Raw genomic sequence first — 12,330 nt, forward strand, 5'->3', positions numbered from 1 at the left:
TAACAGGTAAGAAATCCGTGTGGGAGGCGGCAATATGGGATTCGTTGCGGGTGTGTTGGGAATTTTGCTTCTTCTGCTGATCCTCCGGCTGTGGAGCAGTGAAAGACAGCTGGAGGAATGGGCAAAGCAGCTTACGGAAACGGATGAAAACAGTAATCTCCGGCTGGGCACCAGCGTGCGCAGCCGCGCTTTCCGCCGCTGCTGCCGGGCGGTGAATGAACGGCTGGAAAAAGGGCAGCAGGCCCGTATCCGTCAGGAGAACATGGGACGGGAGCTTAAAGCCGCCATATCCTGCGTGTCACATGATATCCGTACGCCTCTGACCGGCGCGGCAGGATATCTGCAGCTGCTTGAAAAGGTATCGGATACGCCGGTACAGAAGGGGTATCTTTCTGTTATCCGCCGCAGACTGGAGGATTTGGAGAGTCTGCTGGAGGAGCTTTTTCTGTTTACCAAGCTGTCCAATGACGAGTACCAAATCCAGTGCGGGGAAGTGGAAACGTTTCCTGTGCTTTGTGATGTGCTGGCCGGTTTTTACCATAAGCTGACCGCCGCCGGTGTGGAACCGGAACTGGATTTGCCGGAAGAGGGAGGGACGGTCTTTGCTTCGGAGGAAGCCCTGCGGCGTATTTTTGCCAATCTGGTGCAGAATGCGATCCGATATGGCAGCGGCAGGCTGGAGATCCGTCAGGAAGGGAAAGAGCTCTCCTTTACCAATCCGGTGGAACACCCGGAGGAATTGGATCCGGAAAGGCTGTTCCAGCGCTTTTACCGTGCGGATTCTTCCCGGCATTCCGGGGGAGCCGGACTGGGGCTGGCAAGCGTGGAGAGTCTTATGGAAAAAATGGGCGGCAGTGCCCGGGCATCGGTACAGGAGGGCGGCCTGACGATCACGCTCCGGTTTCTGTGCAGGTGAGTGTTCCTCCGGGGGACATGTCCCGGCCGGCACTTCCGGCAACCGCCTTCCGGTACAGGCCGGGAGGCATTCCTGTATATTTTTTGAAGGTTTTATTCAGGTGGAATTCGTCGTAAAAACCGAAATTCAGAGCAACGGCCTGAAGCTTGGAATCCGGATAATCCAGCAGAAACTGCTGAACCTGGTGGATTTTTTCTTCTACTTGATATTGATAGAAGGTTTTACCGTAATTTTCCCGGAAACGTTGGTTCAGTGTTTTGCCGCATACGCCCAGCTGAATGGCCAGCTCCGCTGTTTTGTAGAACATCTGCGGGTTTTGTGCGGTTATGGCAAGGGCCTGCGTCAGCAGACCGTCCTGTGCGCAGGAATTCTGGGTACAGCAGTCCTCCAGCTCCAGCAGCAGGAGAGTAAAGACGGCATCCGTTTTTTTCATTTTGTTCGGCGAGGGAGAATGCCAGATGGAGGTGAGCTCCTGGAATAAGAGCTTGACCCTCGGGAAGTTGCCGCAATGGATTAAAGATGGCAGAAGGGCACCGTCGGGCGCCGCAGTATTGCAGCTGTAGGAATCCTTTGACGCACAGGAAATATGAAAGTAAATGGTCCGCGTTCCCGGCGTACAGTTCTTTCTTCCGAAATGGTGCTGCCCTGCGTGCAGGATAAATACATCATCATTTCCCGCTTGTATGGTATCCTCGTTCTGCAGGATTTCCCATTGCCCATTTATCATATATACAAAATCATGTTCTTCCATAACCCGGTCGGGGTGGGGGCATCCATCGGCATAATAAATGTAATTTGCCGCGCTGATCTGCCGGCTGCATCCAAAATTATAAAACGGCATAAATATCTCCTCTCTTTCACTGCTTCCATAATATACATTTTCTTTCCCTTTTGTCAATGGACATGGGTGCTGCCTGTCTTTATACTGGGTTTATCAGCTGTGGTCCGGGCCAAATCGTGTACTCGCTGCATGCATCCGCGTCTGCGGACGGCAACGGCTGAAAATGGCAGCAAAAATGCGGACATCTCCCGTTTTACGAGGATGCGCGGATAGGAGAGAATATGAAGAAATTAAATGTGGTTCTTGTGGGATTAGGATTCGGAGGGGCATTTGTACCAATTTATAAGGATTATCCGGCAGTGGAGAGTATCGGGATATTTGATACGGATGCCGGAATAATGGAGGCGTTTTCCGCGGCGCACGGCATTGAGAAACAGTATCACAGCTTTGAGGAAATCCTGGAAGACGAGGCGGTGGACGCGGTGCATCTGGTTACGCCGATCCCCCTGCATGCGAAGCAGACCGTAGCGGTTTTGAACGCCGGGAAGCATTGTGCGTGTACGGTCCCCATGGCGACCTCCCTGGATGAGATCCGGGATATTATGGAAGCGGTGGAAAAGAGCGGTAAAAACTATATGATGATGGAGACAACCCTTTATACCAGACAATTCTTTTATGCCAGGGAAATGCAGGAAAAAGGAGAATTCGGTAAAATCCAGTTCCTGCGGGGGTCGCATTATCAGGATATGGCGAACTGGCCTTCCTATTGGATGGGGCTGCCGCCCATGTGGTATGGAACCCATGCCATAGCGCCTATGAGGGCCATGGCCGGTTCCCGGATCACCAGGGTTCATTGCTTCGGTTCGGGGACGATGGAGGACTGGCTGTACGAGCAATATAAGAATCCGTATCCGGTGGAAAGTGCCATCTTTTCCTTTGAAAACGGTCTGAAGGGAGAAGCCACAAGAACTCTGTTTGAAACGGCAAGGGTCTATCAGGAAGGGATGTTCATCTATGGAAGCGAAGCCAGCTTTGAGTGGGGGTTTGCAGATGGTGACAATCCGATTATTACCAGGGCTGTAAAGGCGGAAGATGGAAGGCGCGGGGGAACTACCGTGGTGAAGGAGGAGGCAATGCCCAATTATTACCGCATGCTGCCGGAGGAAATCCAGAAGCATACCGTAGGGGGGAGTTATGATCCGCTGAATCCGCAGGAATCCTTACTCGGCGGGGCGGCGGGCGGCCATCATGGCTCCCATCCCCATCTGGTGCATGAATTTTTAACAAGCATTCTGGAAAACAGGAAAGCGGCAATTGATGAAACGTTAGGGGCTAATATTACGGCGGCAGGAATCTGCGCCCATTTATCCGCCATGCAGGATGGAGCGGAAATAGAGGTGCCGGCGTTTGGAAAAGCGTAACGAGGGGATTTTTCAGGAATACAGCCTTCACAGAGAAAAAAAGGCATCCGGTGAAAGAATCATATTTACCGGATGCCTTTTTTATGTATAATATAAGAGAATAAAAGAAAAGCCCATTCCGGAAAAGCCGTCCTGCGACGGCGGACAGCAGGCTCCTACATAAGCCGGAGGGCACAGGAAAAGGGAGGAACCATGGGAAAGTATTATCTGGATATGGAAGAATACAGGCAGCTTGCAAGACAGGCTGTGGCGGAGGGCTGTGTGCTGCTGAAGAATGAAAACAATACGCTGCCTGTAAAAGAAGGGGAAACCGTATCGGTATTCGGCAGGATACAGTTTACCTACTATAAAAGCGGCACCGGTTCCGGCGGTTTGGTGAATACCCATTACGTGACAGGAATTCTGGATGCGCTGCGGGCGGAAAAAGAAGTGCGGGTGAACGAGGAACTGGCCGGCGTCTATGAAAAGTGGTGTTCGGATCATCCTTTTGATAAAGGAAAAGGCTGGGGACAGGAGCCATGGTCCCAGGAAGAGATGCCACTGGAGGAGGAGACGGCAGCCCGTGCGGCACAGGTAAGCGATGTGGCTCTGGTAATTATCGGGCGTACGGCAGGAGAAGATCAGGATACCAAAGCGGAGCCGGGAAGCTACCTGCTCACGGATAAGGAAGAACAGCTGATCCGTACCGTAAGCAGGCATTTTGCCAGAACCGCAGTTCTCCTGAACGTGGGAAATATTATTGATATGAAATGGGTGGAAAGCTGTGATCCGTCCGCAGTCCTCTATGTATGGCAGGGCGGTATGGAAGGCGGGAACGGCGTGGCGGATGTGCTTACAGGGAGAGTCAGCCCCTGCGGAAAACTCAGTGACACCATTGCCGCTTCCATAGAGGACTATCCTTCAACGGCAGGGTTCGGTGATAAAGACAGAAATATCTATGCGGAAGATATTTATGTGGGTTACCGCTATTTTGAAACGGCGGCAAAGGACAAGGTCCTTTATCCATTCGGTTTCGGCCTGTCTTATACGGAGTTTGCCATAAAAACCGAAACGTTTCTTGATGAAGGGGATACCGTTCATCTGCAGGTACGTGTGACAAATACGGGGACGGCGGCCGGCAAAGAGGTGGTGCAGGTGTATGCCAATCCGCCTCAGGGACGGCTGGGAAAACCGCTTCGCAGCCTGGCAGCCTTCCGGAAAACAGGGGTGCTCCGGCCGGGAGAGGAAGAGTCCTTTTCCTTGCGTATCCCTAAAAAAGAACTGGCCTCTTACGATGACAGCGGTGCTGCCGGACATAAATCCTGCTATGTGCTGGAGGAAGGAAGCTATTGCTTCTATGTGGGGGCAGATGTGCGCAGTGCAACCTTTGCAGGGGCCTTTGAGCAGAAGGAAACCGTCGTGACGCAGCAGCTGGAGGAAGCTTTGGCCCCTGTGACGGCGTTTGACCGCATGAGGCCGGTGGGAGAGGGGGAATCCTTCCGCATGGTGCAGGAGACTGTGCCTCTGAGAAGTGTGGATTTGGCGGAAAGAATCCTCGAAAACAGACCTGCATCGCCTGTCTGCACCGGTGACAAGGGCATACGTCTCGGGGATGTCTATGATAAAAAGGCGGATCTGGCAGATTTCCTTGCGCAGCTGACCGACGAGGATCTGGCCTGTATGGTGCGGGGAGAGGGAATGTGTTCCCCGAAGGTGACACCCGGAACGGCCGGCGCATTCGGCGGTGTCACAGAGCGTCTGGAACATTTCGGGATACCTGTGGGCTGCTGTGCGGATGGTCCCTCCGGCATCCGGATGGATTGCGGTACGCATGCCTTCAGCCTGCCGAACGGCACTTCCCTGGCCTGCACCTTTCATGTGGAGCTGGTGGAGAGGCTGTTTGAGAAAGAAGGACTGGAGCTGCGGCGTAACCAGGTGGATCTTCTTCTGGGACCCGGCATGAACATCCACAGAAATCCCCTGAACGGAAGGAATTTTGAATATTTCAGCGAGGATCCCTATCTTACAGGCAAGATGGCGGCCGCCCAGCTGAAGGGGATGGGCAAAGCCGGTACCAGCGGTACGATTAAGCATTTTGCGGGAAATAACCAGGAATTCTCGAGAAACCTGGCGGATGCGGTGATTTCGGAAAGAGCGCTGCGGGAAATTTATTTAAAAGGTTTTGAAATAGCGGTGAAGGAAGGAAAGGCGCTTTCCATCATGAGCACCTATGGGCCTGTGAACGGCCTGTGGACGGCAGGAAGCTACGATTTGCTCACCACGATCCTGAGAAAGGAATGGGGCTTTGACGGCCTGGTTATGACAGACTGGTGGGCGAAGATGAATGAGGAAGGGGAAAATGGGGATACCCGGAATACGACGGCGATGGTCCGGGCACAGAATGACCTGTATATGGTGGTATCCGATGCGGCGGCCAATACCGGGGAGGACAATACCATGGAAGGCCTGGCGGCAGGAAGGCTGACAAGAGGGGAGCTGCTGCGCAGCGCCCGGAATATCTGCAGCGTACTGATGCGCCTGCCTGTTATGGATCGTTTCCTGGATCGGATTTCCCCGGAAGAACGGAAGGAACAGCGGGAAAGTGCCGGAGAAGATGCACAGTTCTTTGATTTGGAATATCAGGAGGTTGGCAGGGATACGGCGCTGGATATCTCATCGCTTTCCACGGAAAAAGGGGCTTCCACCGTCCTGGGGGTAAAACTGCTTCACAAGGGTGTCTACGCTATGCAGATAACCGCCAGATGCAGCGGGGGAGAACTGGCCCAGGTGCCCATGTCTGTTTTCATGAACCATGGAGTGGTAATTACCTTTACCATCAACGGGACAAACGGAGAATGGGTGACACGCAGCGCGGATATGGGGGAATTCCGTTTCCCGCACCAATATCTACGGTTTTACTTCGGACAGTCCGGTCTGGAACTGAAAGAAGTTAAGATGATTCTTAAAGAAGAATTCTGACAGCCGTGTTGCCAGGAAAAGAAAAAGAAGAGGCGATTCGGGATTTTTGCAGGAACTGTGAAGGGGAAATAACTTATGATAAGGGCAGTGATTTTTGATATGGACGGGGTTCTGGTAGACAGCGAGATGCTGTATCTGAACCTGCGCTACCAGTTTGCAAAAGAGAAGAATCCCGGGGTAACCCTGGAGGAGCTTAAGCCTACCGTGGGACGCTCCTCCGAGGGCAGCTGGGGCATTGTGGCAAAAGCGGTGCACAATGGGATGCGCTGGCAGGAGCTTCTGGCAGAGTATAAGGAAAAGGTGGTTGTTACCTATCCGTCGCTGGATTTCACAAGCATTTTCAGGGAGGAGGCCCGGGAGGTCCTTCAGAAGCTGAAGGAAAAGGGAATCCGCCTGGCGCTGGCTTCCTCCAACGGGCTGGCAATCGTGGAGAAAATATTGGCGGATAATGGAATCCGGCATTATTTTGAACTTGTGGTCAGCGGAGAAAGCTTTTACCGGAGTAAACCGGATCCGGAAATTTACATCCATACAGCGGTCTCGCTTGGTGTCGGGGCCGGCGAATGCCTCGTTGTAGAGGATTCCACCGCCGGTATAACCGCAGCCCATCGGGCCGGAATGCAGGTCGCCGCCCTTGTGGATGATCGGTTCGGATTTGACCGTTCCCTGGCTGATTTTGAAGTGGGCAGGCTCCGGGATATTCTGGAACTTCCGGGTGTTGCTCCTATACATTAAATGTCCGCTGTTTAAGCAGATATTTCTGCAAAAAGGTTATATCTTTGCTATAATAAAAAATATATAGGAAAGGATAAGGATATGGATATTAAAAAGATACAGGAGCTATGTAGTAAAAAAGCATTGCGTTGGACGAATCATATGTTTCTCCGTATGGTTCAACGAAATATTAGTATGCAGGATGCGGTAAATGCTATTATGGGAGGAGAAATCATAGAGGATTATCCAGACGATTATCCATATCCAAGCTGTTTGATTATAGGGCATACAATAGGTAACGAAACTATACATGTTGTTTGTGGAGTTGGCGAAGGAGAAGTATGGTTGATTACTGTTTATTATCCAGACAAAGAGAAGTGGTCAGATGATTTTAAGGCCAGAAAGGAGTCCTGATTATGAAGTGTTTTATGTGTAAAGGTTCATTGGAAGATAAATTGACCAATTTCATTGCTGATCTGGGAACATGTATTATTATTGTAAAAGATGTTCCGTCACAGGTATGTTCACAGTGCGGCGAGGTATCTTATAGCAATGAAGTGGCAGGACAATTAGAAAGAATTGTAAATAAAATGAAAGATGCCATGACAGAGATTGCGGTGGTACATTATTCAGATAAAGTCGCATAGAGAATAGATAGAGTATATCTGGGTATGCTCAATTTGCCAATGTTCATTTTCTGCTGAGATTGACACAGGATACGAAATGCTTTGCGATAGGGGACAGATTGTGGCCTTTTCTATAGCAAAGATCAATGTGTGTAGTCAGCTCCGGTTCGACGGGAAGAATCCGGATATCTGCGTTGTTCGCATAATAGGCGGCCTGCTTTTGCATCAGCAGGCCGATTCCCATATTTTTGGAAACCAGATCGATTATGTTTTCAATCCGGTGGCTGGTATAAGAGACACCGGGAGTAAAGCCTGCTTCCTCACAGGCCCTGATACAGAGAGAATAAAGAAGAGTTCCTTCGTTCAACAGAAGGAGCTTTTCTTTTTTTAGCCGGGAAAGAGGGAGTTGGGTATCCTCTTTTGGGAAAGCGGCAGGAGAGCATACTGCGGCGAGACGGTCGGCTGTATAGGGGATATGGACAAAATCCGGTTCCGTTTCTTCTCCTTCCCGGATAAAAGCCAGTTCACATTTGCCGTCCCGCAGCATCTGCTTCAGAACGGTGGATTCTTCCTCCAGAACATGCACATGAAAGGAGGAATTGCTCTGGTTAAAAAGAAGGATGGTATCTGTTATGCCGTATTGGGCCATCACCGGAATGGAACCTATGGTGAGGGTGGTTTTCTTTCTCTCCCGGGAGTGGTAGAGCGCCGTTTCATATTCATATTGAAGGCGGGATATCTGGCGGGCATAAGTAAGAAAAGACATTCCATCCTCCGTGAGTTCAAGACGGCGCGTGGTACGCCGGAAAAGAGGAATGGCAAGCTCCTGTTCCATCGCTTTTATATGTTTGGACAGACTGGACTGGGAGAGGAAAAGAGCATCCGCAGCCCTGGAAAAATTGCCGGTATCGGCGAGAACCACAAATTCTTTCAGATAATCGATATTCATAAGGACTCCTATTTATTCTTGTTTGGAATATATTATACCCTTTTTCGAATTGCCTGCCAATCCATAATTTTCTATAATGAACCACAGGCAGGACATAAAGGGCTGTCTGAACGGTTACATAAAGTGTCGGACTGCTATGGAAAAAGGAAGAGAGGATAAAAAAATGGGGTATAGTCTGCTTTTTAATCCGGAAAATTACCGGGTGGAGTCTGTGGAGGCGGAAGGCCATACTGTGGTTTACAGGGCCTATGAAGATTTGGTATATGTGGAAAGGCCGGTGGCCGAAGAATACCAGAGGATGAATATATATGTGCCGGAATTGCTTATGGAAGGAGGGACGATAGGCCGTTATGACAGGCATACGGCCCCTGTATTTCTGGCAAATACGGTGGGCGGATATATGCCGGGGAAACCGGAGAAGCCGGGCAATCATTTTATGGGGAAAACCAACGCCCTTTACTTTGCACTGCTGCATGGCTGTGTGGCGGTATCTGTGGGAGCCAGGGGCAGAGGGCTTACGGGGGCTGACGGAAGCAATATCGGCTGTGCCCCGGCCTGCATCGTGGATCTCAAGGCGGCTGTGCGATACCTGAAGTATAACCGGGAACGGATCTGCGGTAATATGTCACGGATTATATCCAATGGAACGAGCGCCGGCGGAGCGCTTTCCGCGCTGCTGGGAGTGACGGGAAATCATCCGGACTATGAAAGCTTTCTGGAAGCGGCAGGAGCCGCCGAGGCGGGGGACGATATTTATGCCGCATCCTGCTATTGTCCTATTACTAATCTGGAGCATGGGGATATGGCCTATGAATGGGAATTCAACGGTCTGCATGATTACCGGTACATGCGGTTTGAAAAGGATGCGGAAACCGGAGAGATGAAGAGGCAGCCCGTGACGGGGACACAGACGGAGGAACAGAAAAAGCTTTCCGCTGAACTTAAAAAATTATTCCCATCCTATGTGAACAGTTTACATTTGACGGATGAACGGGGAAATGACCTTATTTTAGAAGAGGATGGGAATGGAAGCTTTCAACAATATATCAAAGACCGTGTCATGGAATCCATACAAAAGGCAATGGAAGGAGGAATGGATTTTACCGGCTGTCCCTGGATTCAAGTACGGGACGGGAAAGCGGTGGATGTGGATTTTGCACAATTTACGGCATTCCGTACCAGGATGAAAACCACGCCTGCCTTTGATGACGTATGGTTGCAAACACCGGAAAATGAGTTGTTCGGAACCGATGGCATCGTTTCCCGGCATTTTACCCGCTTCAGCCTGGAACATACCAAAGCGGAGGGGGAGATGGCAGAAGAAGGCCAGATCCGGCGGATGAATCCGATGAACTATATAGGCGACAGCCATTGCGATACGGCACCCTGTTTCCGTATCCGTCACGGCGCTTCCGACCGGGATACTTCCCTGGCGGTTTCCGCCCTGCTGGCCGCCGCCCTGAAAAAACAGGGCATACAGGTGGACTACCATCTTCCCTGGGGACTGCCCCATGCGGGAGATTACGATTTACCGGAGCTGTTTGCCTGGATTGACCGTATTTGTGATGTATGAAAGGAGCCGCTATGGATTACAGGACAGAAATTTTGGATTTGCGGACCGCCCTGCAGGTGCTGCAAAACGAGGAAGGCCAGTTGGTGGAAACGGATGTGCCGGTGGATACCATGGCCGAACTGGCTGGGGTTTACCGTTATGTAGGGGCCGGCGGCACCGTAAAACGGCCGGCAGGAGTAAACGGGCCGGCTATGATATTTCATAATCTGAAAGGGTTTCCGGATGCGTCGGCAGCGATTGGGATCCTGGGAAGCAGGAAACGGGTGGGCCTTCTGCTTGGCTGTCCTCCGGAGTCTTTGGGCCGGCTTTTATGCGAGTGTGCCCGGAGTCCGGTTCCCCCGGAACTATCCCGTGAGCCTGCGCCCTGCCAGGAGGTGGTACATTATGCACAGGAGGAGGGTTTTGATCTGCGAAAGCTGCTTCCCGCGCCTACAAACACACCGGTGGATGCAGGCCCCTATATTACACTGGGAATGTGCTATGCCAGCCATCCGGATACCGGTGTCAGCGATGTGACCATACACCGTATGTGCCTTCAGGGAAACGCGGAACTGTCCATTTTCTTTACCCCGGGAGCCAGACATATCGGAGCCATGGCGGAGCGTGCCCAGGAGCTGGGACAGCCGCTGCCCATTTCCATAAGCATCGGTGTGGATCCCGCAATTGCGGTCACCTCCTGTTTTGAACCGCCCACAACCCCGCTTGGATTTAATGAACTGTCCATAGCCGGCGCATTGCGCAGGCAGCCTGTCAGGCTGTGTCCCTGCCTGACCATACAGGAGAATGCCATTGCCAATGCTGAATATGTGATTGAAGGGGAAATCCTTCCCGGCGTAAGAATCCGGGAGGATCAGGGCAGCAATACCGGTTATGCCATGCCGGAATTTCCGGGTTACACGGGACCGGCCAGCGACGAATGCAGGCTGATCCGGGTGAAAGCGGTGACACATCGGAAAAATCCGATCATGCAGACCTGTATCGGGCCGGGCATGGAACATGTGAATATGGCGGGTATCTGTACGGAAGCCAGCATTTATGCCATGGTGGAAAAAGCCATGCCGGGCCGGCTGAAGAATGTCTATGCCCATCCGTCGGGAGGCGGGAAATATATGGTTATCCTTCAGATTGCCAAAAAGGTGCCCAGTGATGAGGGCAGGCAGCGCCAGGCCGCCCTGCTGGCCTTCAGCGCCTTTTCGGAATTGAAGCATATCATTCTGGTGGATGAGGATGTGGATCTTTTTGATACGGATGACGTGCTGTGGGCGCTGAATACCCGGTATCAGGGAGATGTGGATACGGTATTCATCCCCGGCGTGCGGTGCCATCCCCTGGATCCCAGCCAGCGGCCGGACTACAGCCCATCCATACCGGATGTGGGAATATCCTGCAAGACCATCTATGATTGTACGGTTCCGTTTTCCATGAAAGAACGGTTCCGGCGTGCTGCATTTATGGAGGTGGATCCGTCAAAATGGATAAAAAAAGAATAATAGTCGGAATCAGCGGCGCTTCCGGTATGCCTCTTGCATGGGAACTGCTTCGGCAGCTGAGAGCACGCCGGGATCAGGCAGAAACCCATTTGATATATACCGAAGGAGCTGCGCGGACCTTGCTTCAGGAGACAGGACAGACGCCGCAGGTGTTGGAAAAAATGGCGGATTATGTCTATGATAACCAGAATATCGGAGCGGCTCCCGCCAGCGGGAGCTTTCGGACGGACGGCATGATCGTAGTTCCCTGCAGCATGAAAACAGCAGCAGGAATTGCATCCGGCTACAGCGATAACCTGCTTCTCAGGGCTGCGGATGTGACGCTTAAGGAGCGCAGAAGGCTGGTCCTTGTGGCCCGGGAATGCCCGTTAAGCACCATCCATCTGCGGAATCTGTATGAACTCAGCCGGTACGGAGCGGTGATCCTGCCCCCGGTCCTGAGCTTTTATAACCATCCGGATTCCCTGGACTGCTGCATAAGGCATATTACGGGTAAAATTCTGGATATGTTCGGCTTGGAGGGAGAAGGCTACCGCAGATGGGAGGGGATGGATGAGAACCTTTGAAAGGAAAGCAGAATGGGGAAACAAGACCATAACAGCCTCTGTTCTGGTACTGGATAACGGGATACGGGTGGATCTTTACGGGGGCGATCTTTCCCATATCGGAGCGGTCAGTGCCGTTTCCTGTGAAAAAGAACTGGAAACAGTGGTATTTCCGGGACACCGGGAAGCCGTGTTGACCGAAAGCTGGGCGGAGGCTATAAACAGGCAGACCGGTCTGCCTGTGGTGGTAACGGCAGGGATTCATTATGATGGGGTAAACGGAGCCGATATTGCGGAAATCATGGAAATTATGGAAGATATGTTGAAGGACGTTTTGAAGAGAATTTCATAAATACA

12 protein-coding genes are annotated in these 12,330 nt (G+C 51.8%); 10 read left to right on the forward strand and 2 right to left on the reverse strand.

What is annotated here, in order from left to right; genetic code table 11:
- Positions 1-34 precede the first annotated feature (34 nt).
- Positions 35-916, forward strand: coding sequence for a sensor histidine kinase (locus tag DXA36_RS10580; RefSeq protein WP_147366570.1), 882 nt, complete (start codon positions 35-37; stop codon positions 914-916).
- Here the strand turns inward: DXA36_RS10580 and DXA36_RS10585 are convergent.
- Entirely contained in the window at positions 891-1,757 is an 867-nt protein-coding gene (locus DXA36_RS10585) for a helix-turn-helix domain-containing protein (protein WP_147366571.1), read from the reverse strand. The genes DXA36_RS10580 and DXA36_RS10585 overlap by 26 nt on opposite strands.
- A 221-nt stretch (positions 1,758-1,978) precedes the next feature.
- Between DXA36_RS10585 and DXA36_RS10590 the strand changes: the two genes are divergently transcribed.
- The 5 genes from DXA36_RS10590 (at position 1,979) to DXA36_RS10610 (ending at position 7,437) form a co-directional block, all read left to right on the forward strand.
- Positions 1,979-3,118 (forward strand): Gfo/Idh/MocA family protein, encoded by a 1,140-nt coding sequence (locus DXA36_RS10590; RefSeq protein ID WP_118678901.1) that lies wholly within the window; start codon positions 1,979-1,981, stop codon positions 3,116-3,118.
- A 192-nt stretch (positions 3,119-3,310) separates the two neighbouring features.
- Positions 3,311-6,076: a glycoside hydrolase family 3 protein gene (locus DXA36_RS10595; protein ID WP_118678903.1), complete on the forward strand. Its 2,766-nt coding sequence runs from the start codon at positions 3,311-3,313 to the stop codon at positions 6,074-6,076.
- A gap of 75 nt (positions 6,077-6,151) precedes the next feature.
- A complete protein-coding gene (locus tag DXA36_RS10600) occupies positions 6,152-6,811 on the forward strand; it encodes an HAD family hydrolase (RefSeq protein ID WP_118678905.1) in 660 nt (219 codons plus the stop codon).
- A gap of 81 nt (positions 6,812-6,892) precedes the next feature.
- On the forward strand, positions 6,893-7,204 hold the full coding sequence (locus DXA36_RS10605; RefSeq protein ID WP_118678907.1) for a DUF4258 domain-containing protein: 312 nt from the start codon (positions 6,893-6,895) through the stop codon (positions 7,202-7,204).
- A 2-nt stretch (positions 7,205-7,206) separates the two neighbouring features.
- Positions 7,207-7,437: a type II toxin-antitoxin system MqsA family antitoxin gene (locus DXA36_RS10610; protein ID WP_118678909.1), complete on the forward strand. Its 231-nt coding sequence runs from the start codon at positions 7,207-7,209 to the stop codon at positions 7,435-7,437.
- Between the two features lie 43 nt (positions 7,438-7,480).
- On the opposite strand, the gene DXA36_RS10615 is transcribed toward DXA36_RS10610, so the two are convergent.
- On the reverse strand, positions 7,481-8,365 hold the full coding sequence (locus tag DXA36_RS10615; RefSeq protein WP_118678911.1) for a LysR family transcriptional regulator: 885 nt from the start codon (positions 8,363-8,365) through the stop codon (positions 7,481-7,483).
- Positions 8,366-8,501: 136 nt separating this feature from the next.
- Here DXA36_RS10615 and DXA36_RS10620 point away from each other — a divergent pair, with 136 nt between their 5' ends.
- Genes DXA36_RS10620 through DXA36_RS10635 form a run of 4 tightly spaced genes read left to right on the forward strand, consistent with a single transcriptional unit; the run spans position 8,502 to position 12,325 of the window.
- Positions 8,502-9,938 (forward strand): subtype B tannase, encoded by a 1,437-nt coding sequence (locus DXA36_RS10620; RefSeq protein ID WP_243114609.1) that lies wholly within the window; start codon positions 8,502-8,504, stop codon positions 9,936-9,938.
- An 11-nt stretch (positions 9,939-9,949) separates the two neighbouring features.
- Positions 9,950-11,428 (forward strand): UbiD family decarboxylase, encoded by a 1,479-nt coding sequence (locus tag DXA36_RS10625; RefSeq protein WP_118678913.1) that lies wholly within the window; start codon positions 9,950-9,952, stop codon positions 11,426-11,428.
- Positions 11,410-11,994, forward strand: coding sequence for a UbiX family flavin prenyltransferase (locus DXA36_RS10630; protein ID WP_118678915.1), 585 nt, complete (start codon positions 11,410-11,412; stop codon positions 11,992-11,994). Before DXA36_RS10625 ends, DXA36_RS10630 begins: the two co-directional genes overlap by 19 nt.
- Entirely contained in the window at positions 11,981-12,325 is a 345-nt protein-coding gene (locus DXA36_RS10635; protein ID WP_118678917.1) for a prenylated flavin chaperone LpdD, read from the forward strand. Before DXA36_RS10630 ends, DXA36_RS10635 begins: the two co-directional genes overlap by 14 nt.
- Positions 12,326-12,330 lie beyond the last annotated feature (5 nt).

This window comes from Eisenbergiella sp. OF01-20, from assembly GCF_003478085.1.
Classification (GTDB): domain Bacteria; phylum Bacillota; class Clostridia; order Lachnospirales; family Lachnospiraceae; genus Eisenbergiella.

Excerpts from the sequence above, each read along its gene's own strand:
- DXA36_RS10580 (WP_147366570.1), top strand. The coding sequence starts at position 35 with ATGGGATTCGTTGCGGGTGTGTTGGGAATTTTGCTTCTTCTGCTGATC.
- DXA36_RS10585 (WP_147366571.1), bottom strand. The coding sequence starts at position 1,757 with ATGCCGTTTTATAATTTTGGATGCAGCCGGCAGATCAGCGCGGCAAAT.
- DXA36_RS10590 (WP_118678901.1), top strand. The coding sequence starts at position 1,979 with ATGAAGAAATTAAATGTGGTTCTTGTGGGATTAGGATTCGGAGGGGCA.
- DXA36_RS10595 (WP_118678903.1), top strand. The coding sequence starts at position 3,311 with ATGGGAAAGTATTATCTGGATATGGAAGAATACAGGCAGCTTGCAAGA.
- DXA36_RS10600 (WP_118678905.1), top strand. The coding sequence starts at position 6,152 with ATGATAAGGGCAGTGATTTTTGATATGGACGGGGTTCTGGTAGACAGC.
- DXA36_RS10605 (WP_118678907.1), top strand. The coding sequence starts at position 6,893 with ATGGATATTAAAAAGATACAGGAGCTATGTAGTAAAAAAGCATTGCGT.
- DXA36_RS10610 (WP_118678909.1), top strand. The coding sequence starts at position 7,207 with ATGAAGTGTTTTATGTGTAAAGGTTCATTGGAAGATAAATTGACCAAT.
- DXA36_RS10615 (WP_118678911.1), bottom strand. The coding sequence starts at position 8,365 with ATGAATATCGATTATCTGAAAGAATTTGTGGTTCTCGCCGATACCGGC.
- DXA36_RS10620 (WP_243114609.1), top strand. The coding sequence starts at position 8,502 with ATGGAAAAAGGAAGAGAGGATAAAAAAATGGGGTATAGTCTGCTTTTT.
- DXA36_RS10625 (WP_118678913.1), top strand. The coding sequence starts at position 9,950 with ATGGATTACAGGACAGAAATTTTGGATTTGCGGACCGCCCTGCAGGTG.
- DXA36_RS10630 (WP_118678915.1), top strand. The coding sequence starts at position 11,410 with ATGGATAAAAAAAGAATAATAGTCGGAATCAGCGGCGCTTCCGGTATG.
- DXA36_RS10635 (WP_118678917.1), top strand. The coding sequence starts at position 11,981 with ATGAGAACCTTTGAAAGGAAAGCAGAATGGGGAAACAAGACCATAACA.